We start from the raw sequence: 26,353 nt of genomic DNA on the forward strand, positions 1-26,353 counted from the left end.
CGGGCTCCCAGGGCGGCGGGGTATGGCGGCAGCCGGCAGCTAGGTGTCCGAATCCCGCCGGACGCCGAGCGGAGAACACGGCAACATAGCAGGTGAAGCGGTGCTCGCACCGCTTGGACCACGCATGAAAGGACACCCCCGATGACGGTCTGGACGACCATCGACAGCCCCTTGGGCGAGCTGCTTCTCGTGGGCGAGGAGTCGGCCACCGCCAGGGGCGGCACGGCGCTCGTGTCGCTCTCCATGCCCGGCCAGAAGGCCGGTGCCGTCGTACGGGACGGCTGGACGCGGGACGACGGCGCGTTCAAGGACATCGTCGCGCAGCTGAACTCCTACTTCGAGGGCGGGCTGACCGACTTCACCATCGAGTACGCCGGCGGGGCGGGCACCGACTTCCAGCGGCGGGTGTGGAAGGCCGTCGAGGGCATCCCGTACGGCACGACCGTCAGCTACGGCGAGATCGCCTCACGGATCGGTGTGTCACGCGCGGCCGTGCGCGCCGTGGGCACCGCCATCGGCGCGAACCCCCTGCTCGTCGTGCGCCCCTGTCATCGCGTGATCGGTGCCGCCGGCGCACTCGCCGGGTACGCCGCGGGTCTGGAGCGCAAGCAGCGGCTGCTGGACCTGGAGAACACCGGGCGGTCCGCGTGATCCGCCGGCCCGACGCCGCCCGCTCGGGACGACGCCCTGCGCTGAGGTCCGTGCTCCACGGTGCCGCGTGACGTCTGCGCGGTCGCCTTGCCCGCTGCGAGCGGGCGACGACACCAGAGTGCTCGAAGGCGGCGGCGAGGGCCCGGTTTTGCCGGATCGGCAACAGGGCTGGGCCACGGCCCGCCGATCGCCGCATGATCACTCGTAGTGCCGGCGCGGGAAGGCCGGGTCCCCCGGGCCCCGCTCGTCGCACCCCGTAGCCGATGTGTCCTGGGAGGATCCGTGCCGAAGTCGTCCGCAGCAGACCGCACCCACCGTCTGGTGTCCTCGCCGGCCGGCCGGATCCATCTGGTGGAGCAGGGAACCGGCCCGCTGGTCCTGCTGGTTCACGGATTTCCGGAGTCCTGGTACTCCTGGCGCCATCAGCTGACGGCGCTCGCCGCGGCCGGCTACCGGGCGGTCGCCCTGGACGTCCGCGGCTACGGTCGCTCGTCCAGGCCCGACAGCGTGGCCGAGTACCGGATCCTGAACCTGGTCGAGGACTGCGCCGCCGTCGTGCACGCACTCGGTGAGCGGTCCGCGACCGTCGTCGGGCACGACTGGGGCTCCACCATCGCCGCCACCTCCGCGCTGGTCCGCCCCGACGTGTTCCGCGCGGTCGGGCTGCTCAGCGTGCCCTACACCCCACGCGGCGGTCCGCGCCCCAGCGACGTCTTCGCGCGGATGGGCGGCCCCGAGGAGTTCTACGTCTCCTACTTCCAGCGGCCCGGCCGGGCCGAGGCCGAGATCGAGCCCGACGTCCGTGGCTGGCTCGGGGGCTTCTACGCGGCGCTGTCCGGCGACACCATGCCCGGCCCCGGCACGCCGGACCCGCACTTCGTGAGCCCCGGCGGAACCCTGCGGGACCGGTTCCCGTCCGGACGTCTCCCCCACTGGCTCGACGAGTCCACCCTCGACGTCTACGCGGAGGAGTTCGAGCGGACCGGGACGAGCGGGGCGCTCAACCGCTACCGGAACATGGACCGCGACTGGGAGGACCTGGCCGACCACGACGGCGCGCCCGTCACCCAGCCCTCGCTGTTCGTCGGAGGCGCCCTCGACGCGTCCACCACCTGGCTGGCCGACGCGATCACGGCGTTCCCCACGACCCTGCCCGGTCTGGTCTCGTCCCACATCCTGGAGGGCTGCGGCCACTGGATCCAGCAGGAACGGCCCGAGGACGTCAACCGCATCCTGATCGACTGGCTCGCCGGTCTCCCCGTCTGAACCCTGAACCGGGGCTCCCGGGCCTCCCCGTCCGAACCGGGGCTCGCAGGCCGTTCCGGCGGACCGGGCTCGCGGGCCGACCCGGCCGGCCCCCGCGAGCGCCGCGCGCCCCGGGTGGGCCGTCGGGAGCTCCCGCGCCCCCGACGGTCTACGGCGTCGTACGCGACTCCAGGGCGGCGCGGGTGTCGTCGCCGTAGACGCCGGTCTCGTCACCCCGGATCCCGTACCAGAGCTGGAAGCGGGCGACGGCCGCGGTGAGCGTGGCGTCGTAGCTGCCATTGGTGGAGCCGCCCGCGTACACGTCCGGGACGCGGAGCAGCCGTTGTTGCAGTGCGGTCACTTCGGGGCCGCTGTCCCCCTCACGGAGGGTGCCCGTGCCGTCCGGGTCGGCGGATCCGGACGGCGCCGGGGCGGCGGCTGTCGCGGAGGGGCTGGTGCCGGGCTGTCCGGCCCGCGCGCGGCCGTCCTGGTCGCCGGGCAGCAGGAGCGCGAGGGCGAAGCCGGCCAGGGCAGCCGCCGTCACCCCCAGGGCGATGGCGGCCCGGCGTCGGCCGGCACCGTCGGCGTGGCCGCGCCCGGGTGCGTGTTCCCGGCCGGGCGCGGGCTGCCGCCGTGGCGCGGGCTGCCGCCCCCGGGCGGGCCGGGGCCCGTTCCCCGGCGCCACGTCGGGTGCGCGCCCGGTCCGCCGCGCGGCTCCCGGCGCGACGCCCGCGGTTCCGGCGTCGCGGGCGTAGTCCTCGCCCCCCGGTACGGGCGGCAGTTCCTCCGTCGCCTCATCGGCAGCCGACGATACGGCCTTCGAGGAGGTGGCTGGCACGGCGACCACCTCGTAGCCACCGTCCGGATCGGCCCCGTACTGCTCCTCCCGCACCTCCTTCATGAGCTGCGCCAGTGCTTCCGTCCGGCGGCGCCGCTGCACATGGGTGGGCTCGATCGCCCGTCGCCTCGCGGGCTGCCCCGGTTCGGGCGGTGTCGACACACTGCTCTCCTTCCGTGCGCGCGAGCTCACGCCGTCCCCGTGGAGTGATACGCGACGGTCGGCCCCGGAGTTCAGCGAAAGGCGCCCCTGACGGACGGCCGGTGGGCTCCCGGTGGCCGTCCTGCTGCAATGGCCGGCCGCCGACCGCTCTCCGCGGCTCGGGTCGAACAACGTGAAGAATGGGCACATACGGGGTAGGACCACCTTCGGAGAGCGGAGAGGGTCACCGTGGCCGTGAGCGAGGAACGAGAGGTGCCGCCCCGTCGGCGCTTCGACGTGGCGGATGCCGCGCCACTCCTGCTCGACGCCCATTTGACGGTGACCGGCTGGACCGCGGACGCCCAGCGGCTGCTGGGATACCGGCCCGCCGAGGTGGTGGGCCACCACGTCGTGGACCTGCTGCTCCCGGAGGACGCGGCGCGGATCACCGAGCGTTCCGAGCGGTGCCGCGGCGTCGGCGGCTGGAGCGGGCTGCTGTCCGCACTGCACCGCGACGGCCATGCGGTCCGGGTGATGGTGCGGGCCGTCCCGGTGCGGGAGGACGGCGCTCCGACGCGGTGGGTGGTGCTGCTCGCCGACCTCGCCGACGGTCCCGGCTGGAACATGAGCCGGTCCGTGCTGGAGCGGATGAACGCGGGCTCGCCGGTGGGCATCGCGATCGTGGACACGGAACTGCGGTTCGTGTGGTCGAACACCGCGCTGGAGCAGTTCGGGGGCGGTTCGCCGCAGCGGCGACTGGGACGCAGACTCGCCGATGTGCAGCCGGGGCTCGACGCCGAGGCCCTGGAGGCGAGGATGCGCCAGGTGCTGCGGAGCGGTGAGCCGGTGGTCGGATTCGAGCACGTGGGCCGCGTACGGTCCGCGCCGCATCGCGAGACCGCGCACTCCCTGTCGTTCGTCCGGCTCGACGACGACCACGGCCATCCGATCGGTGTGTACTACACGGTCGTCGACGTCACCGAGCGCTACCGGGCCCGGCGGCGGCTGGCGCTGCTGGACCGGGCCGGGGAGCACATCGGCCGCAGTCTCGACGTCCAGCAGACCGCGCAGGAACTGGCCGACGTGGCCGTGCCGGGCCTGGCAGACTTCGCCACCGTGGACCTGCTGGATTCCGTGCTCAAGGGAGCCGAGCCGGCCACCGGTCCGCCGGGGGACACGGACGCGCTGCCCCTGCGGCGCGCCGGTCAGCAGTCGACCCGGGCCGGGGTGCCCGAGACCACCGTGCCCGTCGGCGGCGTGGCGACGTACCAGGCGGGCTCGCCCCCGATCCGGTGTCTGGCCGAGGGACGCTCGTGGCGCGAGCAGCGGCTCGATCCGTCGGCCGAGGAGTGGGCCACGGCGGACGAGGGGCGGCAGGCCGCCCGCTTCGCCGATCTCGGACTGAACAGCGTCATGATCGTGCCCATCCGTGCGCGGGGCGTCACCCTGGGCATCACCACGTTCTTCCGGCGCCGGCGCCACGACCCGTTCGACGAGGAGGATCTGAGCCTGGCTGAGGAGTTCGTCGGCCGGGCCGCCCTGTGCGTGGACAACGCCCGCCGCTACACCCGTGAGCGCGACGCGGCACTCGTCCTGCAGCGCAATCTGCTTCCGCACCGCTTCCCCGAGCAGAACGCCGTGGAGGTCTCCGCCTGCTACCGGCCCGCGGACGAGCTGACGGGGCTGGCGGGCGACTGGTTCGACGTGATTCCGCTGTCCGGGGCCAGGGTGGCGCTGGTCGTGGGCGAGGTGACCGGGCACGGCATCGACGGTGCCGCCGCCATGGGGCGGCTGCGAGCCGCCGTGCAGACGCTCGCCGATCTGGATCTGCCGCCCGAGGAGGTGCTCGCCCATCTGGACGACCTGGTCAGCCGGGCCGCCCGGGAGGAGGGCAGCGGGGCCGACACCCTCACCAGCGGCATGCAGGCCGTCGGCGCCAGCTGTCTCTACGCCGTGTACGACCCGGTGAGCGGGCGGTGCACCATGGCGGGCGCGGGGCATCCGGCACCCGCGATCGTCGCCCCCGACGGCACGGTCTCGTTCGCCGACCTTCCCCGCGGTCCCGCGCTGGGCGTGGGCGGACTGCCTTTCGAATCCGCCGAGTTCACCCTGGCGGAAGGCAGCCTGCTCGGCCTCCACACGGACGGGCTCATCGCCACGCCCCGCACCGGCCGGGACCCGGAAGCGGGCCGGGAGCGTCTGCGCCGCGCGCTGGAGGGATACCGGGGATCACTGGACGGGCTGTGCCGGACCATCGTGGACGATCTCGTTCCGACCCGTCCGTACGACGACGTGGCGCTGCTGATGGCGCGGACCCGCCGGTTGGGTACCGAACAGGTGGCGACCTGGGACCTGCCCGACGATCCGGCGGTGGTCGCCCGGGCCCGCAAGGCCTCCGCCGAGCAGCTCAGGGTCTGGGGCCTGGACTCGCTGGCCTTCACCACCGAGCTGGTGGTGAGCGAGCTCGTCACCAACGCCATCCGGCACGCCCCGGGTCCTGTCCGGCTGCGCCTGATCGCCGAACGTGCGCTGATCTGCGAGGTCTCCGACGGAGGTGCCACCGCTCCGCATCTGCGCCATCCGAAGACGACCGACGAGGGCGGCCGTGGGCTGTTCCTGATATCCCAGTTCACCCAGCGCTGGGGCACCCGCTACACCCCCGAGGGCAAGATCATCTGGGCCGAGCAGTCCCTGACGGAGCCACCGGTGTGACGTACGCGCCGTCGATCCCCTCACCGAAGCCGCGCGACTCCCCCGCGACCAAGGGAAGTTGACAGACTGTTGACCAATTCCTTGGCCAGTGGTGACCGGCGCCGCCACTATGGTCTGCCGCATGTCCCCACACCCCCCACGGACTCCCGCTCTCCCCGTTCTCCCCTACCGGAAACCGACCCGCGACCGGGACTACTGGGTTCTCGACGACGTCCTGCCCGACGTGGAAGCCGTCCGGGCCCGTTGCCTCGCCAAGGACGACTGGGTCAAGGGTCACCCGTACACCTCGGAGAGCTGGCCGGGCCTGCGCACGATGCCGGGGCTCGAACCGGACGAACTCGCCCGCGTGGAGCGGCTGGTGAAGAAGGCCACCGGAGCGCGGGAGCTGTGGCAGCAGGCGACGGCCTCCGGAGCCACCCTCAACCACAACTGCGTCCAGGTGGTCGGCAAGGACGAGGGTGAGCCGCGCCCGCACACCGACTCCCGCGCGCTGTGCCGGTACGCCGCGGTGCTGTATCTCAACCCGGCCGCGCCCAAGGACTGCGGAACGAGCTTCTACCGGCAGAACCTGCCCGGCGGCCGTCTCGGCGGCAACGTGGTGGCGGCGCCGCACAACAACCTCGTCGAGGCGCTGGGAACCCGCTTCGTCCCGCCGGACTCGTTCGTCGAGGACGTGCGTGTGCCGCATCGCTACAACCGACTGCTGCTGTACAACGCCAACCTGATGCACAGCGCCACCGGCTACGCGGGCACCACCATCGAGGACAAGCGGATGACCGCGGTGTTCTTCTGGATGGCCTGACGCTCCGCTCCCGGTGCGGCGTGTCCGCTCGCCCGGCCGACCCGGGCGACGCCCCTCCCGCCAGCCGCGATTCCCTCGTCATCCTGACCCGATATGCACCGATACGCCCGGACCACAAGTCGGTTACGGCATCCCGAAGTCCTGGTGGCCGGGCGGTGAGCTGGTCATGATGGGGGGCATGACGTTGGCCTTGCGTGCCATGACGCAACTGGCGGCCTGGCCGGACCTCTCGGAGGCCCGGCCCAGCTGCGGCACGGGGCGGGCACTGCGCTCGGCCCGGGACGAGATCGTGCACTTCCACTCCGAACACGAGGTCGACCTGCATCTGACGGCCCGTGCCATCCGCCGCTACGAGGATCACCTCAGGGGCGCGAGCGCGGTCCGGATGGTGCCCGGTTCGCGTTGGGTGACCATACGCCTCGAAGTCGACTCCGACATCCACCTGCTCCTGACCCTGGTGAGCGTCGCCCTGCAGTCCCACCAGGCATGGCCCGTCCCCGGCGATCCGGCACCGGCCGACTGCAACGAACACCGCGGCGCGTCGCTGCCGCGCACGATACTCAGCGGCAGCTGAGGCGACGGACCCCGCTCGGCGGCCCGGTGGAGGGGCGCGCCCGCCGCGGAATCCTCCCGGACGCCGCCGGGCGGGCCCGGTCGGGGCGAAGCGAAGAGGATCGTGCAAGCACCCGCGCGGATCGGCCTACTCCGGCCCCTGCCGTTCGCGTTTCGATGGTGGTGAGCAGATCCGAATCCGTCGCGACACCCACAGGAGCACCGTCATGCCGCTCGACCACTACGTCACCCTCGGCCGGTCGGGGCTGCGGGTCAGCCCGTTCGCCCTCGGCGCGATGACCTTCGGAGAGGATCCCGGGGGTGCCGGTTGCAGCGTCGAGGAGTCCGAGAAGATCCTGGCGACCTATCTCGACCGGGGCGGGAACTTCATCGACACCGCGAACTTCTACACCAACGGCCACTCCGAGAGGATCCTCGGCGACTTCTTCGCCGCGCGTCCCGGACAGCGCGAGCGCGTCGTGCTGGCGTCGAAGTTCTTCACCAACCTCTTCCCCGGCGATCCCAACGGGGGCGGGGCCGGCCGCCGGTCGATCATCGCCCAGCTCGACGAGAGCCTCCGCCGTCTGCGCACCGACCATCTCGACCTGTACTGGCTGCACAACTGGGACCGGCACACCCCGATCGAGGAAACACTGCGCACCCTCGACAACCTGGTCACGGCCGGCAAGATCCGCTACATCGGCTTCTCCAACACCCCTGCCTGGGTCACCGCGCAGGCCCAGACGACGGCGCTGCTGAAGGGCTGGAGCCCGCTGATCGCGCTGCAGGTCGAGTACTCGCTGCTGGCCCGCACCGTCGAGGGTGAACTCGCGCCGCTCGCGCTCGACCAGGGCATGGCACTGGTGCCGTGGAGCCCGCTCAAGAACGGCTTCCTGTCGGGCAAGTACCGGCGGGGCACCCAGGTCACCGACTCCGCGCGGACGGCCTTCGTCGGCGGCCCCGGAGAGGACGAGTACCCCGTCATCGACACCGTCGCGGAGGTCGCCGACGAACTCGGCACCACCTCGGCGGCGGTGTCGCTGGCCTGGCTGCGGGCCCGCGAGGGCACCGTCGTACCCATTCTGGGCGCCCGGCGCGTCGACCATCTGGAGAACAACCTCGCCGGCCTGGAGGTGACACTCACACCCGAACAGCTCCGGCGGCTGGACGAGGTGTCCACTCCTGAACTGGACTACCCGGCACCGATGCACGGCGCCCTGCGGTCGATGCTGCAGTTCGCGGGCACCACCGTCGACGGGCACACCTCCACCGTGTATCCGCCGCTCGTCCAGAGCGACGTCCGCTACTGAGCCGCCGCGCTCCCGCACCGGGCCGGGGGACGGTGCGGTCGGTCGGGGTCACCGGGCCATGGGACGGTGACCCGGAGCGACCGGGGAGACCGGCGGCGAACGGCTCCCCGCCGGGGGACGGCCGCACAGCGGACGACTGACGGTTCACGCCCCCGTGCGTCGCCGAGGCACGACCAGCAAGGCCCGCGCGTCGACGACGCGCGGGCCTTTTCCGCGTGGTCGGCCCGGTGGCCGGGTCGAGTACAACACCACCCCGCCCGGCTCGGTCCACCCCTGGTTCTTGAGTGCGCCACTAGCACGCGACGGTACAAAAAACGAGGTAACTCCCCACCGGAGAAACGCAGTAGGGCGAGGTGACGGACGGACTGGGCCGCCACGCGACGACACGCACGACCCGACCGGCCGAGCCTCACCACCGTGCGCTGTACAGACGCGGTCCCTTCCCCCTCGTGCGGGACCGGACACCGCAGGACTCCCCGAGAACGGCCCGACAACGGAGATCCCATGGCCACTGATCAAGTTCTGACCGGCTCCGCGCCGGCCGGTGAGAGCGGCGCAGCCGCGGAGCCGAAACGCCCCCGCCCCTCACGGCTGCCGTCACTCACCGGCCTGCGGTTCCCCGCCGCGCTCGCCGTGTTCGCCCACCACGCCTTCCTGCCGATCCCCCCGCTGCGGCTGCTGGCCGACGACCGCACCGAGTACCGTCTGGCCGACTGGTTCGGGCAGTCCGGCGGACTCGGCGTGGCGTTCTTCTTCGTGCTCAGCGGGTTCGTACTGACCTGGTCGGCGCGGGACAGCGACACCACGACGGCGTTCTGGCGGCGCCGGTTCGTCAAGATCTACCCGATCTACGTGGTCGCCTGGGCCCTCGCCATGCTGCTGTTCGCAGGTTCCTACACCTCCACCCGCGTCGCCGTCGCCAACCTCTTCATGGTCCAGGTGTGGGTGCCCAGCTACTTCACCAACTTCAGTGTGGACTCCCCGAGTTGGTCGCTGGCGGTGGAAGCCGTCTTCTATCTCTGCTTCCCGCTGCTGCTGCACGTGTTCCGGCGTATCGACCCCCGTCACCTGAAGTACTGGATCGCCGGGGGGATCGCCGCGGTGGTGGCCACCCCCGCGCTGGCGTACGCGCTGTTCCCGAAGACCCCGCCGGTGCCCAGCGGCCAGGTCCTCTCGGTCTCGCAGTACTGGTTCGCCTACGTACTGCCCCCGGTCCGTATGGTCGACTTCGCCCTCGGCATCCTGGTGGCGCTCGCGGTGAAGCACGGGCGCTGGCGCAACATCGGCATGGTCTGGTCGAGCCTGCTGCTGGTCGGCGGATATGTGCTGACCTTCCACGTGCCCTACCTCTACGGCCAGCGCGCCACGATGATCCTGCCGATCGTGCTGCTGATCGCGGCCACGGCGACCGCGGACATCGAGGGCCGCTTCACCCTGTTCCGCAATCGCACGATGGTCTGGCTCGGCGAGATCTCCTTCGCCTTCTACCTGCTGCACTACACGGCCCTGTCCTGGCTGCGCAAGGCGCTCGGCATGCAGCAGATGTACTCCAACACGGCCGGCTTCGCGATGCTGCTCGGCACCGCCGCCGTCACGGTCCTGCTGTCGTGGGTGCTCTACTCCACGGTCGAGGCCCCGCTCATGCGCCGGTTCAGCCGGTCGCGCCGGTCGAAGGCCGGCTGAGCGACGGCGCGTTCGAGGAACGCACCCGAGCACGCGTCCCTCGTCATCGACGGCACGGGCCGGTTCGCCCCGTCTCCGTCGAGCAGCCGACCGCCGTCGGGGCACCGGTCCGTGCCGGTGCCCCGACGGCGGTCGCGCCGTGTCTCCCGGAAGGCGCGGCCGGGACTCCGGTGATCGCGGGCAGGTGGGATCCGGCCCCGCTCGACGACTGGCCGCCGAACCGGACCGGACCCCGCCGCACCCGGTGCGGTGACGGCCGTCAGTGGCCCGGGACGCGAGGCCTGACGGCGGGGCGGGGAGCGGAGGGCGGTGGCAGGCGCGGGGACGGCGCGGTGGGGATGTCGATGTTCATGAACTCGGCCCAGGCCGCGCCGGTCTCGGTGGACCACAGCAGGTCGAGATCGGGATCGTGGGCGATCCAGTCTCCCGTCAGCGTGCTGTCGGGCGTCCGAAGACTGCGGTCGAGCTGGTTGAGGGCGGACCGGTTGCAGTCCTGCTGCCAGTGGGCGCGCGAGTAGCCCGTCGGCAGGCACTCGTCGGGCAGGGTCATCGCGAGGGCGAGGAAACAGGCCGCGTTGTAGTGGGTCATCCAGCCGGCCGACCCCTTGCGCACCGGTCCCCAGTGCTGAGAGGTCGCCCGGGGGTGGGTGATGGTGCTGTGGGTGTGTGCGTCGTGGGCGGAACCCGTCGTGGTGTGGTCGTCGAAGAGCAGTCGGCGGACGCCGGTGCCACGCGCCGGCAGCCGGGTACGGACGAGCACTTCCCTGGCCACGCGGTCGAACGCCAGGGCCACCACGCGCTGCTGCCGGTCGGCCGCCACACTCGTACGGCCGTGACGGCCGTTGAGATGGAGCTGGGTGAGGTCGTGCGCCGCCAGGGCGATGCGGATCGCCCCCAGGAACGTACGGCGCTGGGACCGCCGCGCCGGAAGGGGCAGGGGCATGAGCCACGAGCCCCAGTAGCGGCGCTCCCCGCTGTTGGACCGGCCGCCGGGGATGCTGTTGCGCAGCCAGCGGCGCAGCAGTGAGCGCAGGCGCAGGCGCGCGCAGATGTCGGCGAGATGTTCCCGGGCCAGGCGGGCCATTCCCTCGAGTTGTGTCATCTGCTCGGGCGGGAGGTCGCGGTCGCGCAGGAGGGGCCGGGCCGCGCGGGAGTAGGCGATGGCCATCCGGTAGGCGGTCTCGATGTGTTCCGGCCACAGCTCGGTGCAGCGCTGGTAGGTGGCGATCGCCCGCTGGTAGTCGTCCGGCTGGTGGGCGTGCATCAGCTCGATGAGCGCCGCCTCGCCGTGCCGGATGAGCAGGTTTCCCGGCGCGAACTTGACGGCCTGGCTGTAGGACCGCAGCGCTGTGCCGTAGTCGACGCCGGCACTCGCGTCGTCCGCTCGGGCCTGTGTGTGCTGACGCTGCTCGTGAACGCCTTTGCGGTAGTGGGTGAAGGCCCGCTCGTCCTCGCCCCAGCGCTCCCAGCGCGGAATCCTGCGCAGCATCTCCGGCTGGTTGCGGACCTGCACGATGCAGTAGACGGCGACCTTCTCGATGAGCCTCTCCTCGTTCGTCTCGGCGACGACGCGGGCGGCGACGATGCGGTTCTTCGGCACCCGCAGGATGCGCACCGACACGCGGCGTACGCCCTCGTGGGGTTCCAGTTCGTGCAGGTGGACGGCGTACCCGGGCGGGCTGGCGAGGGCGACGCGGATCAGGGACTCGACCCAGCCCTGTGCGGGCGTGGAGGCCTGGGGCCGGCTGACGGCCGTGGCGGCGGACGGGCTCCCGGGAGCCAGGATGCTGTCTCGCTGGTGCTCGGTGAGGTGGGCGGCGAGATGGGCGGTGAGGTGCGCGCTCGGTGCCGCGGTGCCGTCTTCCTCGGCCGGATGCTCGGGCAGCAGGATGAGCGGCAGGATCCGGCCGCGGGCGCGTACGCGATGCAGGAGCGCCGAGGCGTTGCGTACGACCCCGAGCGCGATCAGGGCCGCGACGGCCAGGAGGAACCAGTTCGCCACCGTGCCCAGCGCACGCACCATCGCGTCGTCCACACCCATGTCCGCCCCCCGCGGTGTTCACCGACCGTCGCGTGCCGATGTCATATCCACGTATGCACGGAATAAGCCATTCATCCGATGGTGAGATGCTTTTGTCATCGCATGGTCGTCATCCGGCGCGGTGCTCGCCGCCTGACGGATTCGACGCAGCCTCAGGGGCGCGGCCAGGGGCGGCCGCCCAGTCGTTCGATGTCGGTGTTGAAGCGTCGGAGGCAGGCGGCGAATCCGGCGATGTCGTCGTCCGACCACGCGGCCATCACCCGGCCCAGGCCCTCGACATTGCGGGCGCGCTCCTCGTCCAGCAGGCGTGCACCCCTGTCCGTGAGGCGGAACTTGCGGGCCATCCCCCCGTCGGGGTCGGCGATGCGGTCCACGAGGCCGGAGCGCATGGCCGCGCGGGTCTGTCTGTTGAGTGTGGAGGCGTCGAGCCCGAAGGCGTCGCTCAGCTCACCGATGGACATGGGCCCCTGGACGCCGATGCGGCTGAGCAGGATGTAGGCGCTGCGTTCCAGTCCGCCCTCGCGCCGGGTCCTCCTGTGCCGCACGAGCGCGTGGCGGCTGAGCAGCATCTGCTCGTACTCGACGTCGCGCGTGGACCTGACCATGTGCCCGCCGCCTTCCTCTCCCACCGGTCGACGCTCCCATCCGTCCGGCGCGCCGTCCCCGCACACCATGTCGACCTGCCGTCGCACCCTCCCACGGAGATATGCAGCCTACATTCAATGTGCGCAATACATGTCTCATGTACGATGCATACCGTCCCTCCGCATACAGGCACCGCAGACAAGTACGAGGAGCCCTCTATGGATGCCACCCAGGCATCAAGCCGCTCGGGCGGCGTGGTCGCCACCCTGGCCTTCGCAGGCATCACGGCAGCGATCATGCAGACCCTGGTGACGCCGCTGATCGCGGAGTTGCCGCAGCTCTTGGACACCACCTCGTCGAACGCGGCCTGGGTGATCACCGCCACCCTCCTGGTGGCCGCCGTGTTCGTGCCGGTCTCGGGACGCCTGGGCGACCTCGTGGGCAAGCGCAGGATGCTCCTCGCCTGCTCGGTACCGCTGATCGTGGGCTCGGTGGTGTGCGCGCTGTCCTCCTCGGTCGTCCCCATGATCGTCGGACGCGGTCTCCAGGGCATGGGCATGGGCATGGTCCCGCTCGGCATCGCCCTGCTGCGCGACGTGGTCCCCAAGGAGAAGCTGAGCTCCTCGATCGCGCTGGTCAGCGCCTCCATGGGCATCGGCGGTGGCCTCGGCCTGCCCATCGCCGCGGCTGTCGCCCAGTACGCGAACTGGCGGGTGCTCTTCTGGGGTTCCGCCGTCATGGCCGCGGTGGTGGCGACACTCGTCTGGTTCCTGATCCCCGACATTCCCGCCGGCGCCAAGGGCCAGCGCTTCGACCTGCCCGGCGCGCTCGGTCTCGGCGCCGGACTCGTCTGCCTGCTGCTCGCGGTCTCCAAGGGCGCCGACTGGGGCTGGGGCTCGGCCACCACCGTCGGACTGTTCCTCGCCGCCGTCGTGGTGCTGCTCGGCTGGGGAGTGTGGGAGCTGCGGACCCGCGACCCCCTGGTGGACCTGCGCACCACCGCCCGGCCGCGGGTGCTGCTCACCAACCTCGCCTCGGTCTTCGTCGGCTGCGCGATGTACGCCAGCATGCTGGTCATGCCGCAGCTGCTGCAGTTCCCCGAGGCCACGGGCTACGGGCTGGGGCAGTCGATGCTCGCCGCCGGCCTGTGGATGGCGCCCGGCGGCATCATGATGATGATCGTCTCCCCGCTCGGCGGAAAGCTCACCGACGCCCGTGGACCGAAGTTCACCCTGATCTCCGGCGTACTGGTCATCGCCGTCGGCTACGGCCTGGCCCTGACCCTGATGGGCACCGCCTGGGGCCTGATGCTCGTCGGCATCGTGGTCAACAGCGGTGTGGGCCTCGCCTACGGAGCGATGCCCGCCCTGATCATGAGCTCGGTGCCGCTCTCCGAGACCGCCGCCGCCAACGGCTTCAACACGCTCATGCGCTCCCTCGGCACGTCCGTCGGCGCCGCCGTGATCGGAGTCGTGCTCGCCCAGATGACCACCACGCTGGGCGGCTACACCTTCGCCTCCGAGGACGGCTTCCGCACCAGCCTGATCATCGGCTGCGGCGTCGCGGTCGTCGCCGCGGTGATCGCGGCCGCCATCCCGGCCGTCCGCGCCGTCACGGGCGGCGGCGACAAGGCGGCCACGGCCGCCGCCCCCGAGCAGCACATGGCGGTCGAGGCCTGAGTCACCCGGGCGGACGCGCCGGGCGCGCGCCACTCGGGCGCCGCGCAACGGTCCCCGGTATTCACGTACTTGGTGAACACCGGGGACCGTTCGGCGTGCAAACGGCGGCGTGGTCCGAAGGTGCGTCGGTCGCGGGATCAACGGCTGTGCCCGGCGCCGGCGGGACCCGGTGCGACCTTCGCCGGAGGGTGCCGGGGTGCCTGTCGTGTCGCGCGGGAGGTCCGGACCGCGCACGGCACCCTCCCCACGGCAGGGCACCCAGTTCCCCCGGTCATGGGCACCGAGTGCCATCACGTCCGCGCGATGCTAGGTTCCCGTCCATGAGCGAGGGACCCCGGCGCGGCGACACCGCCGACACGACGACGGCGAAGCCCCCCATGCGGGACGCGCTGGTCGCGGCGGCTTTCCGGCTGTTCCCCGAGCGGGGCTACGAGCAGACCACGGTCGACGACATCGTGGCACTCGCCGGGGTCGGCCGGCGGTCCTTCTTCCGCTACTTCCCGTCCAAGGAGGACGTGGTCTTCCCTGACCACGAGCGCTGCCTGGCCGACATGACCGCCTTCCTCGCCGACGGCACGGACGAGGACGAGCCGGTGCGACGGGTCTGCGACGCGGCCCGGCTCGTGCTGCGCATGTACGCCGAGAACCCGACCTTCTCCGTACAGCGCTACCGTCTCACCAAGAAGGTGCCCGGTCTGCGCGCCTACGAGTTGTCGGTGGTCTGGCGCTACGAGCGTGCCCTCGCGGAGTATCTGCGCGGGCGCTTCGCCGGCCGGCCCGACGGCGCCCTGCGGGCCGACGTGATCGCCGCGTCGGTGGTCGCCGCGCACAACAACGCGCTGCGCTCGTGGCTGCGTTCGGCCGGGCAGGGCGACGCGGACACCGCCGTGGACCACGCGCTGGGACACGTGCAGGCCGTGTTCGGCACCCCTCCTGCCGCCCCTCCGGCCGAGGAGCAGGAGGACGTGGTCGTCGTCATCTCCCGGCGCGGGGCGCCCATGTGGCGCGTGGTGCGGGAGATCGAGTCGACACTGGGACGGGACTGAGCGGACCGGCCGCACGGGACTGACCGGACCGGACCGGGCGAGCCGAACAGCCGGACGGCCCGAGCCGAACTGTCGGACGGGCCGAGCCGAACTGTCAGGCCGGGACACTCCGGACGGAACCGCCCGAACGGGACTGATCGGGCACGACCGAGGTGCACCCGCTTCCATCTGAGGGTACCGAGTGCCTTTACGGGTGGCACTGAGTGCCATAACCTGTGGCTCGTGCGCGGCGATCCGGGCACCTTCGACTCCGGCCGAGCGCAGGGAGATGACATCGTGCACCACCCAGGAATCGCCCTTCATCCGGGTCCGCGACCCTCGACGGACGTGCTCGACACCGAACCCGAGGGCGCCGTGCCGGGTGCCGTCGCCCTCGGCACCGACTCTTCGTCGCACGGGACTTCGGCCGCGGACGCCCTTCTCTTCCAGCGCTGCCGCTGGTGCGGCAGCGCGATGTACCAGCGCCTCCTGTGTCCGGTCTGCGCCGGCAGCGACCTGCGGACGGAGGCGAGCACGGGGACCGGTGTCGTCCGTCACGCCACCGTCATCCACCGCAACACCCCGGCGGCACGCAACGTCTCCCTCGTCGAGATGGCCGAGGGCTTCACCGTCCGGGGCAGGGTCACGGGGCCGGCCACCGACGTGCACAGCGGAGACCGGGTCCAACTCACCACCGCCCAGGACCCGGTGCGCAGCCAGCCGGTGTTCCAGCTCGTCGACGGGCCCTACCGGAGCCGGAGCTGACACCCCGTACCCGGGCGGCCGAACGAACCACCGCGCGGAGCCGGTCCGTTCGGCCGCCCGCGCGCGTCAGCTGTAGGTGATGTCGGAGCCGGCGTAGCGGCAGTACGTGCCGTCGGCGCCGCTGCCGATCTCGGTCGGCTCGGCGCCCGTGCTGTTGCCCTGGTAACGCACGCACGGCTTGATCTTCTTGCTGCTGTCGCCGTGGATGCGGACCTTGGTCAGGGTCGCGGTGTCACCGTAGTTCTGGTTGATGCCGACGATGGACTTGCCGGGCGCGGTCACGTCCACGTCGCTGACGACGATCGTGCGCTTGTACTGCGTGGAGCAGTTGCCGCAACTGCGCACCAGCTTGCCGAAGTTCGACACCTGGAATCCCGTCACGGTCAGCTTCCCCGCGCCGTTGAACTGGAACACCTTGTCCGAGGCCGCCTTCGCGCCGCCACCGGTCACGGTGTACGTCGCGGAGGACGACTTGCCCTTGAAGGTGGCCGCGTCCTCGCCGACGTCCTCCCACCACACGTTCTGCAGCGTGCAGCTGCCCGCGCAGTGGACACCGTCGGCGGCCGGGGCCCCGATGACGACGTTCTTGAGAACGGCACCGTCCGCGAGGTCGAAGATCGGGTCCTGGTCCTCGGACTGGCCCCCGTCACCGAGGTCGCCGCTGCCGTAGAACCGCTGGAGCTTGCCGTCGTAGGTGCCCGAGACGGGGATCGTCGCCGAGACCGGCACGCTGGTGGTGGGGGTCGGCCAGGCGGTGGCCGCGTCGGCGGGGGCGGCCAGGCCGCTCGCCAGAACGGTCGCGCCGGTCATGCCGAGCGCGGCCAGTGAGCCGATCAGGGCACGCCGGCCGGCCCGTGGACGGGCTTCGCGGACGCGTCGCTGTGCTGCTGAGGTCATGTCCCGATTCCTTCTGCTGCCCGTGGGGTGGTCAGAGCTTTCCGGCGCCCGCGCCGGACGTCACCGAGGTGACGACGGTCGAGGCGGGCTCGGCGGTGTAGCTGTAGGGAGCGGTGGTGAAGGTGCCCACCTGCGAGATCTCGGTGGCGGCCCCGCCGAGGTCGTTGCCGCGCAGGTTGGCGTGGCCGTCCACGTCGCTGTCGCGGTTGGTGGTGACGGCGACCTTCGTGCGGCGGAAGACGTTGTTCTCGACGAGCATCTGGGCGCCCATCCGGGAGTGCACGGCGGTCTCGGCGCCGACGACGTAGTTGTCGTAGAAGTGGCCGGTGCCGAAGCGCAGGCTGGGGATGCGCGAGTACACGTTGTTGAAGTAGTTGTGGTGGTACGTCACGTGCAGGTGCCCGGTGTCCTCGGAGGCGTTGCTGTCGCTGTGGCCGACGAGGGAGCCCTTGAAGTGGTCCTTGAAGGTGTTCCAGGAGACGGTGACGGCGTCGGAGCCGTGGGTGATGTCCAGCAGACCGTCGTAGTAGTCCTTGTCGTGGTCGCGGTCCGCCGAGAAGGAGTTGTGGTCGATCCACACCTTCGTCGACGCCTGGACGGTGATGCCGTCGGACGGCGCGACCGGCTTGCTGATGTTCAGGTTGCGGACGACGACGTTGGTCACCTTCTTCAGCCGCAGGCCGCCGCCGGTGAACCCGGACGACGAACCGACGCCCAGGACCGTGGTGTTGGAGCCGACGTCGACCTGTCCGCTGAGCGAGATCAGTCCGCTGACGCGTACGACCTTGGCCGTGCTGCCCGTGACGGCCGTCTTGAAGGCGTCCAGGGTGGTGACGGTGACGGCGGAGGCACTTCCGCCGCCGGAGGTGCCGGCGCCGAAGCCGATCGGCGCGCTCTCGGCGGCGCCCGCGGACTGCGGGAGGACGAGCGCGGCGGCGACGGCCAGCGAGGCTGCCGCGGCCGTCGTCAGGGCCAGGGTGCGAGAGCGGGTGCGTGGGGAGCGAGTGCGCATGCGGGTGCGTCCCTTCGGGAGTGTTCGAGGTCATGTACGCGAACGCTGTGCACCTTGCTGAACAGCGAGAGACGGATGTGACATGGGCACGGAGCATCACCGCCTCCGGAGAACGCACTTTCCCAGGTGGTACCGCCCGGAGATCTGATGTCTCGTATACGAGATGTCATACACGGGTCACGCCGTTGAACGGGAAACGTAAGGGGTAAGCGCTTTCTGGTCAACGCTTCGCACCGCACACATCCGGTCAACTCCCGTTCCGGAAGCCGCTGATGCCGCGAAGGAGGTCCCGGCAGCCTGGACGTGAGCACGACGGATACTTGCCCGATGGATGGATCAAGGGCTACGTGGGTCAACACCACACACGACTGGGCCGGTTCCCTGGACGCGGACCATCTCGCTCGGATCCGCGAGCGAGCCGCGGAGTTCACGCCGGGCGGCCCAGGACACCTCGTCCTCGAGGTCGTTGCCTACGCCGCCGACGAGGCGGCGAGCCGGGGCGGCGGACGGTGCGTGGTCACGCTGCATGCCGACGGCTCCGTATCGGTGAGGGACGACGGACGGGGTACCGACACGCGCGTCGACGAGCACGGCCAGGCGGTGAAGAAGCCGGTCATGGCCACGAAGGACCTTCGGTTCTTCGACCTCCCGGAGGCGGAACGGCTTCCGGACGGGCATCCGCGTCGCGGCATGTCCGTCGTCGCGGCGCTCAGCGAGTGGCTGATTCACACCAACCGCCGTCTCAACGGGTCCTGGAGTCAGCGCTACGAACACGGCGTCCCGGTGACCGGTCTGGAGCCCGTCGAATCCGACGGGACCACGGGGACCTGCGTCCGCTTTCTGCCGGACCAAGCCCTGCGCCCACGATGGTCGTCGACCGTGGGTGACCTGGCGCGGTGGTCCGAGCACTGGCCCGGCCTGACGCTCCGCCTCGACGACCGGCGCGAGCGCTGAGGCCGGTCGGGGTCGCGGACGGGACCGACGGCGGCCGACCGGTCCGCCCCTGACCGGTCCGCCCCCGGCCGGCCCGGTTGACGGCCCGTCGGCCAGGACCGCGGGTCGGGTCGCCGTAGGAAGTGGGCCGAAGCCTTTGCCTCCGGGAACCACCCGGCGGGTCACGCCGTCGGGTCACGCCTGGGCGGCGCAACGACCCCCGCGCTCCCCGTCAGCTCGGGACAACCGCACCCGGCGCAGGCGCGGGTCGGGGAACATCGCGCATGTGGCGGAGCGGGGAGAAGTACACGAACCAGCCCGCTGCCCAGGTGCCGATGAACGCCAGCCAGAGTGTGGGACGTACGCCGATCAGCGAGCCGAGCACTCCGCCGAGGATGCCCCCGAACGGCAACGTGCCCCACACGATCCAGCGGACGGCCGCGTTCATCCGACCCAGCAGCTCCGGCGGTGTCACCGACTGCCGGTAGCTGAGCTGGGCGACGTTGTAGACCATCCCGGCGAAGTACGCGATGCCCCAGCCCAGCGGGAACAGCAGCACTCCCCAGCCCTGCCAGGCCGCCGCCGCGACGACCTGCGGCGCGCTGAGGACCAGCGACGACACCCAGATGATCCGCGCCGAGCCGATCTTCTTGGCGAGCCGGCCGGCGAACACGCCCCCGGCCATCCCGCCGACGGCCGCGCCCGCCACGATCAGCCCCGTCAGCGCGGGGCGCACGTGCAGCACCCGGACGAGGAAGACCATCACCAGCGCCGAACTCATCCCGGAGAACAGGTTCGCGGTGCCCGTGCACGCCACGACCCTCCGCAGGATCGGGTGCCCGAAGACGAACCTCAGCCCCTCGGTGATCCGGCGCCGCAACGGCTCGTCCGCCGTCCGGGCCGGCGGCGGCTCCTCCCGCTTCCTGATCCCGAGGATCGACAGCACCGAGATCGCGTACGAGACGGCGTCGGCCGTCATCGCCCCCGCCGCGCCGAACACCCCGACCAGGCCACCGCCGAGACCCGGGCCCCCGAGCTGCGCGAACGCCTGGGTCGTCCCGAGCTTGCCGTTGGCGGCCATCAGATCCTCGGTGCGGATCAGCGACGGCACATAACTCTGGTAGGAGACGTCGAAGAACACCGTGCACACACCCGCGGCCGCCGCGACCACGTACAGCTGAGCCATCGTCAGCACGCCGAACGCCGCCGCCACCGGGACCGAGCCCACGATCACCAGGCGGAGAACATCGCAGACGATCATGACGGAACGTTTGGCACCGCCGTCCACCAGCGCTCCCGCGGGCAGCGCGATCAGCGCGAACGCCGCCGTGGCGGCGGCGGTCAGGAACCCGACCTCGAGCGTGCTCGCGTCGAGCGCGACGACCGCGAGCAGCGGCAGCGCGATCTGGGTGACGGCCGAGCCCATCTCACTGGCCGTCTGTCCACTCCACAGCAGCATGAAATCCCGCTGACGCCACAGGCCCGGGCCGTCCGGCTCCGACACCGGCTCCGACACCGGCACCGGCTCGGCTTCCTGAAAATCCTTCGCCACTTCCGTCACAGATCCCCCCAGCCGCCTCCGTCATCGCGAAGGCCCTCCGTTACCCCGACAAGAACGCCAACGAGCAGCAGCCTGGTCACCGAAGCGTCGACCCTGGAGCCGATACGCCCCGGCGGCCCACGGACGGTGAAGCGGGGTATTCACGCCGGGGCCGTCGAGCCTCGCCTGTCCTCGACGTGGACGGCGTGGAGTTCAGTGCCGTCCCGATGGCGCTTGGCACGTCCGACCACCCCGACAGCGACGTGCGACGGGTCCTGAGGCTCGGCGGGGCCGACATAGGTGAGGACGTCGTTGTGATGCCCGGTGACGACCCATCCGTCGACGTCCTTCAGATCGATCACGCCGAAGTCTCCTGCCGGAGATCCGGCGTGCGACGGGCCGAACTCCTTCAGGATCTCGGTGGCCTGTTCGGCGAGCTCTCCGTCCGGAGCGGTCAGCACGACACACGTGCCGTGCTCGAACAACACCCACGACTTTTGAGGGTCGGCCAGAAGCCGCTGCCAGACGTCTGTCAGTTCTTCGGAGGTCACGGCGTCATCATGCCGCAGGGCACCGACAGGGGGGTGCCGATCGCACCGGCCTGCACGGCATGCACGCGGCACTCGAGCGTACGGGCCTGCCGCCCCCGTGCCCGGTTCCGGGGCCGTGCCACCCGGGGCGACGCCGCGGACGTGGGCCCGGCGCCGGCCGGGCCCACGTCCGTCCCTCACGGGGTCAGGGAGATGCGTACTCCGACCGTGCCCTCCCGGCCCCGGCGCAGCCGGCTGCCGAAGAGGGTGAGACGGCCGAGGATGCCGTACTTGCGGGCGACCAGCCCCCGGTAGCGCGCCGTCGCGGTCTGGTCGAGGATCTCCGCCGTGGCGGGGACCTGTTCACCCGTCGGGTTGCCTCGCACGTCGCAGGGGCCCACGAGAACGTCCGGCCGGTTGCGGATCCGCTTCACCTTCCAGGAGTTCGCGGCGGTCCAGGCACCGAGCGCGTCACCGTCCCGGACCACCCACACGGGCGTCGGGACGCCCGTACCGTTCTTCCGGTAGCTCGTGATGAGAAGGAACTTGCCCGAACCGAGCGTGTCGAGCCTTGTCTCGTCCATGCGGGGAGTCTAGGCAATCGGAGCTCAGGACAGCTGCCCGTCGTAGTCGGGCAGCTTGAAGGTGCGCTCCGCGTGGCCCCCGACGAGGTCGGAGTCGTTGTTGCCGACATTGGCGATGATGGTGTAGCCCAGGGACTCGATCTGCGCCCGCTTGCCGGTCTTGTAGGCGCTGACCTCGTCGAACAGGTCGGGCAGGTCACGCGTGTAGAGACCCGAGACCGGATAGCCGACCGACGTCAGGTTCCACTTCGTCTCGCTGGCGATGATGCCCGGACGCGCGCTGATGAAGAAGATGTCGACGCCGCGGGAGCGCGCGTAACGGGCGAGGTCGAGCGACGGCGCGACGGCCGGCGTGGGCAGCTGGTACCACGGGTGGAAGTCCGTCTCCAGCGACGTGTTGTCGATGTCGAAGACGAGGGCCAGCTTCTGCCCGGCCGCGTTCGCGGTGCGCTGCTGGACGTAGGGCACCGCCTGGTCGAGCACGGCCCGGACGTCCTGCTGCCAGGTGGCGTAGTCGACGTCGGCCGCCTGCGTCGCGGCCACCGCCGTCCGCGCCGGGGCCGCGGCGGCGGACCCGGCGACGGAGACCGTCCCTCCGATGCCCAGCGCGACGACCGCCGAGAGCGCGCCGATCCGGCGACCCACACCACGTCCAGTCATACTCGTCCCCTTTTCACGTCGGAGCGGCGAGGGAGCCTCGACCATCGCCGCGCGACCGATGATCGTGCCTAAGGATGGACGAAAGGGGAAGACGAAATTACTGATCGGTAGAGAATTCCGTGGCCGTCGTCCTCGCCTCCGTCCAGCGGTGGCAGACCGGGACGACCCGTGTGAGCCTTGGCTCGCGGGCGGCGGACACGGTGTCGGCACACGGAGAGAGGCATCACGGATGGACGCACCGAACATCGTGATCGTCGGCGGAGGCTTCGCCGGCGTCGAGTGCGCTCGGGGCCTCGAGCGCGCGCTCGGACCGGGCGCCGCCCGGATCACCCTGGTCAGCCCCACCGACTACCAGCTCTACCTGCCCCTGCTGCCACAGGTCGCCTCAGGAGTCGTCACCCCGCAGTCCGTGGCACCCTCGCTGCGCCGGATCCTGCGCCGCACGGAGCTGGTCCCCGGTACGGTCGCCGGCGTGGATCCCGGGTCCAAGGTCTGCGTCGTCCGCAAGATCACCGGCGAACTCGTCGACCAGTCCTACGACTACCTGGTCCTCACCCCGGGCAGTGTGACCCGCACCTTCGACATTCCCGGCCTGCTCGACGAGGCGCGCGGCATGAAGACGCTCGCCCAGGCCGTGTACCTGCGCGACCACGTGATCGCCCAACTCGACCTGGCGGCGGCCACGTCGGACGAGGCCGAACGGGCGGCACGGCTGCAGTTCGTGGTCGTGGGCGGCGGGTACGCCGGCACCGAGACCGCCGCCTGTCTGCAGCGCCTGACCACCGCCGCGTCGAAGCGCTACCACCCGCGCCTCGATCCCCGCCTCATCCAGTGGCATCTGCTCGACGTCGCCCCCAAGCTGCTGCCGGAGCTCGGCGACAAGCTCGGAGCGAGCGCGCTGCGCATGCTCAGCCGGCGCGGGGTGCAGATCTCGCTGAAGACGTCCGTCGCCTCGGTCACCGAGGACAAGGTCACCCTGACGGACGGCCGGGTGCTGCCGTCACGGACGCTGGTGTGGACGGCCGGTGTCGCGGCGAGCCCCCTGGTCGACTCGCTGGGCGCCGAGACCGTACGCGGCCGGATCCTGACCGCGCCGGACTTCACGGTGCCGGGCATGGACGGGGTGTTCGCGCTGGGCGACGCGGCCGCGGTGCCCGACCTCGCCAAGGGGGACGGCTCCTACTGTGTGCCAACCGCGCAGCACGCCGCCCGGCAGGGCCGGCACGCCGCGAAGAACCTGGCGGCGCTGCTGCACGGGCAGCCGACCACGTCGTACCGGCACAAGGATCTCGGCCTGGTGGTCGACCTCGGTGGACACGACGCGGTGTCGAAGCCGCTCGGCATCGACCTCAAGGGCGTGCCCGCGCAGGTCGTGGCTCGTGGATACCACCTGTACGCGCTGCGCACGGGCGCGGCCAGGTTCCGTACGGGCGCCAACTGGCTCCTCAACGCGGTCGCGGGCGACGACTTCGTCCGCACGGGCTTCCTCGCCGCAAGCAAGGGAACCCTGCGGGACTTCGAGCACACCGACACGTATCTGAGCCCCGAGGCGGTGGCCGCCCGCGTGGGCGTATAGGCCACGGCCCGCACCGCGCGCCGACCGGGCGGGCGGCGTCCGGTGCGGTGCCGTCCCCGAAGGTGCCTCACCGTGCGCGCCGCACGCCCGGCGGGGTTCACGCGGCGGCGCTCAGTGGTCGGTGGTGCCGTCCAGCAGGGCGAGGTAGCGGCGGGCGAAGAGGTAGGCGTCGCCCGGCCAGCGGGCCGAGAGGTAGGGACCGTCCTGGACGACGAACGCGTGGGTGTCGTCGGTGGCGGTGCCACGGCTGGTGAGGGTGCGGGGGCCGCGGGAGAACTGCGCGATCGGGTCGGCGAGGGCCGCCTTGACCTCATCCTCGACGTAGGCGGGGTAGGTTCGGTAGTAGCGGCCGAGACGCCAGGCGGTGGTGAAGTAGGCCGTGCGTTCCATGTACTTCGGCAGACACGTCGTGCGCCGCCCGGCCAGCACGCTGCGGCCCGTGGCCAGGTCGCGGGAACGGGCGAGCACGAGGACACCGTGACAGATCGCTCCGACGGGCCGCCCCAGGGCCCAGAAACGGGCCACCTGCCGCTGGAGCGCGGCGGAGCCGAGATACTGCCGCATGCCCGGCGCGTGTCCGCCCGGCAGGAGCAGACCGTCGAAGTCGTCGACGGCCACGTCCTCCCAGGACACGGTCGCGGTGAACTCCGGTGCCTCGGTGAGCTGTTGGTAGTAACGTCGGGGCTCCTCCGCGGCGCCCAGCTGTCCGAGGAGCACGCCCGTGAGCAGCCGCGGGTCGGCCGCCGGGATGGTGGCCGCCCGCTCGGTGGCGAGAACGACTTCGTGCCCCGCGTCGGTGAGGATCCGCCAGGGCACGGCCACTTCGGTGACGTCGGCGTCGCGGTCGGGGACCGGCATCAGCACGCGCATGGGTCCATCATGACAGTCCTGGACGGTCTGCCCGGGGGTGGTGGGGGCCATTGAACTCGGGCCGCGTGGAGGGGACTACGAGGCCGGCCGGGCGGCCTGCGAACTCCCGCGGTCGCCGCGGTGGACGGGGCAGGACGCAGGACATGAACCGGAGACCCGGCCGGCGGTGAACGCGGTGGCGCGGACGCACGTATGGAAGGAGGGCCCACGACCGGGGTCCCGGCGGTGGTGACACCGCGCCGTACGGCTTCGGGAGCCCATGCATGAGGCACGCACGACGACGGATCTTCCGACGGGGGGCGCGATTCGCGGCCGTCGGCGGGCTCCTCTGCGGTGGGCTGATGGTGACGCACGCCATGGCGAGCGAGCCGTCCGCGTCGTCGCGTGCGCCGGAGAGTGCCGCGCGGCTCGCCGCGGACAAGGGCGCCGGCCTGGTGTCGCGCCTGGGTACCTCACGTACGGCGGGCAGTTGGATCGCCGACGACGGCCGTCCGGTGGTCGCGGTGACCGACTCGACCGCGGCGGCCGAGGTGGAGAGGGCGGGTGCCCGTCCCAAGGTCGTGCGGCACAGCATGCGGGAGCTGAAGTCCGTGACGCAGGCGCTCAAGTTAGCTCCGCGAGTGGCCGGTACCGCCTGGGCGATGGACTACGTCGACAACGAGGTGGTGGTGCAGGCCGACAGCAGCGTCTCCGCCTCCGACTGGTCCCGGATGACGAAGCTGGCCGGGAGCATGGGGAGTTCGGTCCGCATGGAGCGCACTCAAGGCACCTTCACCACGCGGCTGAACGGAGCCCAGCCGATGTTCTCGACCGGCGGGCGCTGCTCGGCGGGCTTCAACGTGACGAACGGGAAGAACGAGTTCATCCTCACGGCAGGGCACTGCGGGCCGGCCGGTTCCGTCTGGTTCGCCGACAACCAGGGCACCAAGCAGCTGGGACAGACGATCACCACGGCGTTCCCCGGCAACGACTTCTCGCTCATCCAGTACAACAACGGCGAGAACGACACCGGCAACAACGTCGTCGCGATCGGGGGCGGCAAGGGGGTTCAGATCCTCGGGGCCGCCGACGCGACCGTCGGGCAACGTGTCTTTCGCAGCGGCAGCACGAGCGGGCTCCACGACGGCCGGGTGAAGGGGCTCAACGCGACGGTCAACTACCCCGAGGGCACGGTGACCGGTCTGATCGAGACCGATGTGTGCGCCGAACCGGGCGACAGCGGAGGGCCGTTGTTCTCCGAGGGCATCGCGCTCGGTGTGACGTCGGGCGGCAACGGGGACTGCACCTCGGGCGGTACGACGTTCTTCCAGCCGATCACCAAGGCGATCACCGCGCTCGCCGTGAAGCTGACCGGGCCGGGCGCCCAGGGCCGGGGAGCGTCGGGTGCGACCGCTCAGGACTCCCCCGCACCGGCGGCCTCGCGGGGAACTGCCGTCGCGCCGGGGTCCGTTGCTCCGGGCTCGGTCCAGGCGGTGGGGTCCGGCGACGCCGTGTCGCTCCTCGACCGGCTGACCGACCCGCAGAACATCGGTCCGGGGCTGCTGGTCATCGCGGGCAGCATCATCGCGCTGGTCGCCACGCGGTACATCCGTACGGAGCAGGACCGCAATCGCTATCGGCGGCAGTACTCGCAGAGTTGGGGCTGAGGCGGGGTGACGAAGGCGGCACGGGGCCGGGACCCGGGTCCCCGTTCGTCACCGTGGCGCTGGGCGGCCGAGCGGG

At 71.4% G+C, this 26,353-nt stretch carries 23 protein-coding genes; 13 read left to right on the forward strand and 10 right to left on the reverse strand.

Annotated features, from left to right (window positions below; all coding sequences use genetic code 11):
- Nucleotides 1–141: 141 nt before the first annotated feature.
- On the forward strand, nt 142–651 hold the full coding sequence (locus OG199_RS05455; protein WP_401809423.1) for a methylated-DNA--[protein]-cysteine S-methyltransferase: 510 nt from the start codon (nt 142–144) through the stop codon (nt 649–651).
- Between the two features lie 282 nt (nt 652–933).
- The gene (locus tag OG199_RS05460) at nt 934–1,917 is read left to right on the forward strand and encodes an alpha/beta fold hydrolase (protein WP_405828299.1); all 984 of its coding nucleotides are present in this window, start codon (nt 934–936) and stop codon (nt 1,915–1,917) included.
- Nucleotides 1,918–2,065: 148 nt separating this feature from the next.
- Here the strand turns inward: OG199_RS05460 and OG199_RS05465 are convergent, their stop codons facing one another.
- Entirely contained in the window at nt 2,066–2,896 is an 831-nt protein-coding gene (locus OG199_RS05465; protein ID WP_405828301.1) for a peptidoglycan-binding protein, read from the reverse strand.
- A gap of 228 nt (nt 2,897–3,124) precedes the next feature.
- Here OG199_RS05465 and OG199_RS05470 point away from each other — a divergent pair, with 228 nt between their 5' ends.
- The 5 genes from OG199_RS05470 (at nt 3,125) to OG199_RS05490 (ending at nt 9,934) form a co-directional block, all read left to right on the forward strand.
- Entirely contained in the window at nt 3,125–5,587 is a 2,463-nt protein-coding gene (locus tag OG199_RS05470) for a SpoIIE family protein phosphatase (protein ID WP_401809417.1), read from the forward strand.
- Between the two features lie 121 nt (nt 5,588–5,708).
- Entirely contained in the window at nt 5,709–6,389 is a 681-nt protein-coding gene (locus tag OG199_RS05475) for a DUF6445 family protein (RefSeq protein WP_405828303.1), read from the forward strand.
- 178 nt (nt 6,390–6,567) lie between these two features.
- Nucleotides 6,568–6,963 carry a luciferase family protein gene (locus tag OG199_RS05480; RefSeq protein ID WP_405828304.1) on the forward strand — a complete coding sequence of 132 codons (396 nt, stop codon included), beginning with the start codon at nt 6,568–6,570 and terminating at the stop codon, nt 6,961–6,963.
- 205 nt (nt 6,964–7,168) lie between these two features.
- Entirely contained in the window at nt 7,169–8,251 is a 1,083-nt protein-coding gene (locus OG199_RS05485; RefSeq protein ID WP_405828306.1) for an aldo/keto reductase, read from the forward strand.
- Between the two features lie 504 nt (nt 8,252–8,755).
- The gene (locus OG199_RS05490) at nt 8,756–9,934 is read left to right on the forward strand and encodes an acyltransferase family protein (protein ID WP_405828307.1); all 1,179 of its coding nucleotides are present in this window, start codon (nt 8,756–8,758) and stop codon (nt 9,932–9,934) included.
- A 259-nt stretch (nt 9,935–10,193) separates the two neighbouring features.
- On the opposite strand, the gene OG199_RS05495 is transcribed toward OG199_RS05490, so the two are convergent.
- Together OG199_RS05495 and OG199_RS05500 are read right to left on the reverse strand one after the other, a co-directional pair.
- Nucleotides 10,194–11,975, reverse strand: a complete 1,782-nt coding sequence (locus OG199_RS05495) for a tetratricopeptide repeat protein (protein ID WP_405828309.1) — start codon at nt 11,973–11,975, stop codon at nt 10,194–10,196.
- 152 nt (nt 11,976–12,127) lie between these two features.
- A complete protein-coding gene (locus OG199_RS05500; RefSeq protein WP_405828311.1) occupies nt 12,128–12,580 on the reverse strand; it encodes a MarR family winged helix-turn-helix transcriptional regulator in 453 nt (150 codons plus the stop codon).
- A gap of 198 nt (nt 12,581–12,778) precedes the next feature.
- Between OG199_RS05500 and OG199_RS05505 the strand changes: the two genes are divergently transcribed.
- The 3 genes from OG199_RS05505 to OG199_RS05515 all read left to right on the forward strand — a co-directional run bounded on the left by OG199_RS05505 (nt 12,779) and on the right by OG199_RS05515 (nt 16,029).
- Entirely contained in the window at nt 12,779–14,239 is a 1,461-nt protein-coding gene (locus OG199_RS05505) for an MFS transporter (protein WP_401809404.1), read from the forward strand.
- Nucleotides 14,240–14,616: 377 nt separating this feature from the next.
- Nucleotides 14,617–15,285 (forward strand): TetR family transcriptional regulator, encoded by a 669-nt coding sequence (locus OG199_RS05510; RefSeq protein ID WP_405834444.1) that lies wholly within the window; start codon nt 14,617–14,619, stop codon nt 15,283–15,285.
- Nucleotides 15,286–15,639: 354 nt separating this feature from the next.
- Nucleotides 15,640–16,029, forward strand: coding sequence for an OB-fold domain-containing protein (locus OG199_RS05515; protein ID WP_356799214.1), 390 nt, complete (start codon nt 15,640–15,642; stop codon nt 16,027–16,029).
- A 66-nt stretch (nt 16,030–16,095) separates the two neighbouring features.
- Here the strand turns inward: OG199_RS05515 and OG199_RS05520 are convergent, their stop codons facing one another.
- Nucleotides 16,096–16,926 (reverse strand): pectate lyase, encoded by an 831-nt coding sequence (locus OG199_RS05520; protein WP_405828313.1) that lies wholly within the window; start codon nt 16,924–16,926, stop codon nt 16,096–16,098.
- A 31-nt stretch (nt 16,927–16,957) separates the two neighbouring features.
- Entirely contained in the window at nt 16,958–17,938 is a 981-nt protein-coding gene (locus OG199_RS05525) for a polysaccharide lyase family 1 protein (RefSeq protein ID WP_405828315.1), read from the reverse strand.
- A 327-nt stretch (nt 17,939–18,265) separates the two neighbouring features.
- Here OG199_RS05525 and OG199_RS05530 point away from each other — a divergent pair, with 327 nt between their 5' ends.
- Nucleotides 18,266–18,892, forward strand: coding sequence for an ATP-binding protein (locus OG199_RS05530; RefSeq protein ID WP_405828316.1), 627 nt, complete (start codon nt 18,266–18,268; stop codon nt 18,890–18,892).
- Between the two features lie 211 nt (nt 18,893–19,103).
- Here OG199_RS05530 and OG199_RS05535 read toward each other — a convergent pair whose 3' ends face one another.
- The 4 genes from OG199_RS05535 to OG199_RS05550 all read right to left on the reverse strand — a co-directional run bounded on the left by OG199_RS05535 (nt 19,104) and on the right by OG199_RS05550 (nt 22,185).
- On the reverse strand, nt 19,104–20,423 hold the full coding sequence (locus tag OG199_RS05535) for an MFS transporter (RefSeq protein ID WP_405828318.1): 1,320 nt from the start codon (nt 20,421–20,423) through the stop codon (nt 19,104–19,106).
- A gap of 149 nt (nt 20,424–20,572) precedes the next feature.
- A complete protein-coding gene (locus OG199_RS05540) occupies nt 20,573–20,962 on the reverse strand; it encodes a hypothetical protein (RefSeq protein ID WP_356799136.1) in 390 nt (129 codons plus the stop codon).
- A 176-nt stretch (nt 20,963–21,138) separates the two neighbouring features.
- Nucleotides 21,139–21,525 carry a PPOX class F420-dependent oxidoreductase gene (locus OG199_RS05545; RefSeq protein ID WP_356799134.1) on the reverse strand — a complete coding sequence of 129 codons (387 nt, stop codon included), beginning with the start codon at nt 21,523–21,525 and terminating at the stop codon, nt 21,139–21,141.
- 24 nt (nt 21,526–21,549) lie between these two features.
- Nucleotides 21,550–22,185, reverse strand: coding sequence for an HAD family acid phosphatase (locus OG199_RS05550; protein ID WP_356799132.1), 636 nt, complete (start codon nt 22,183–22,185; stop codon nt 21,550–21,552).
- Nucleotides 22,186–22,414: 229 nt separating this feature from the next.
- Between OG199_RS05550 and OG199_RS05555 the strand changes: the two genes are divergently transcribed.
- Nucleotides 22,415–23,761 carry an NAD(P)/FAD-dependent oxidoreductase gene (locus tag OG199_RS05555; RefSeq protein ID WP_401809069.1) on the forward strand — a complete coding sequence of 449 codons (1,347 nt, stop codon included), beginning with the start codon at nt 22,415–22,417 and terminating at the stop codon, nt 23,759–23,761.
- 111 nt (nt 23,762–23,872) lie between these two features.
- Here OG199_RS05555 and OG199_RS05560 read toward each other — a convergent pair whose 3' ends face one another.
- On the reverse strand, nt 23,873–24,631 hold the full coding sequence (locus OG199_RS05560; protein WP_356799127.1) for a type 1 glutamine amidotransferase domain-containing protein: 759 nt from the start codon (nt 24,629–24,631) through the stop codon (nt 23,873–23,875).
- Between the two features lie 263 nt (nt 24,632–24,894).
- On the opposite strand from OG199_RS05560, the gene OG199_RS05565 reads away from it, so the two are divergent.
- Nucleotides 24,895–26,277, forward strand: coding sequence for a S1 family peptidase (locus OG199_RS05565; RefSeq protein ID WP_405828319.1), 1,383 nt, complete (start codon nt 24,895–24,897; stop codon nt 26,275–26,277).
- Nucleotides 26,278–26,353: the final 76 nt, after the last annotated feature.

It is taken from the genome of Streptomyces sp. NBC_01176 (assembly GCF_045039825.1).
Classification (GTDB): domain Bacteria; phylum Actinomycetota; class Actinomycetes; order Streptomycetales; family Streptomycetaceae; genus Streptomyces.

Coding starts and splice junctions, on each gene's coding strand:
- OG199_RS05455 (WP_401809423.1), top strand. CDS start 142: ATGACGGTCTGGACGACCATCGACAGCCCCTTGGGCGAGCTGCTTCTC.
- OG199_RS05475 (WP_405828303.1), top strand. CDS start 5,709: ATGTCCCCACACCCCCCACGGACTCCCGCTCTCCCCGTTCTCCCCTAC.
- OG199_RS05480 (WP_405828304.1), top strand. CDS start 6,568: ATGACGTTGGCCTTGCGTGCCATGACGCAACTGGCGGCCTGGCCGGAC.
- OG199_RS05485 (WP_405828306.1), top strand. CDS start 7,169: ATGCCGCTCGACCACTACGTCACCCTCGGCCGGTCGGGGCTGCGGGTC.
- OG199_RS05490 (WP_405828307.1), top strand. CDS start 8,756: ATGGCCACTGATCAAGTTCTGACCGGCTCCGCGCCGGCCGGTGAGAGC.
- OG199_RS05495 (WP_405828309.1), bottom strand. CDS start 11,975: ATGGGTGTGGACGACGCGATGGTGCGTGCGCTGGGCACGGTGGCGAAC.
- OG199_RS05500 (WP_405828311.1), bottom strand. CDS start 12,580: ATGGTCAGGTCCACGCGCGACGTCGAGTACGAGCAGATGCTGCTCAGC.
- OG199_RS05505 (WP_401809404.1), top strand. CDS start 12,779: ATGGATGCCACCCAGGCATCAAGCCGCTCGGGCGGCGTGGTCGCCACC.
- OG199_RS05510 (WP_405834444.1), top strand. CDS start 14,617: ATGCGGGACGCGCTGGTCGCGGCGGCTTTCCGGCTGTTCCCCGAGCGG.
- OG199_RS05520 (WP_405828313.1), bottom strand. CDS start 16,926: ATGACCTCAGCAGCACAGCGACGCGTCCGCGAAGCCCGTCCACGGGCC.
- OG199_RS05525 (WP_405828315.1), bottom strand. CDS start 17,938: ATGCGCACTCGCTCCCCACGCACCCGCTCTCGCACCCTGGCCCTGACG.
- OG199_RS05530 (WP_405828316.1), top strand. CDS start 18,266: ATGGATGGATCAAGGGCTACGTGGGTCAACACCACACACGACTGGGCC.
- OG199_RS05545 (WP_356799134.1), bottom strand. CDS start 21,525: ATGGACGAGACAAGGCTCGACACGCTCGGTTCGGGCAAGTTCCTTCTC.
- OG199_RS05550 (WP_356799132.1), bottom strand. CDS start 22,185: ATGACTGGACGTGGTGTGGGTCGCCGGATCGGCGCGCTCTCGGCGGTC.
- OG199_RS05555 (WP_401809069.1), top strand. CDS start 22,415: ATGGACGCACCGAACATCGTGATCGTCGGCGGAGGCTTCGCCGGCGTC.
- OG199_RS05560 (WP_356799127.1), bottom strand. CDS start 24,631: ATGCGCGTGCTGATGCCGGTCCCCGACCGCGACGCCGACGTCACCGAA.
- OG199_RS05565 (WP_405828319.1), top strand. CDS start 24,895: ATGAGGCACGCACGACGACGGATCTTCCGACGGGGGGCGCGATTCGCG.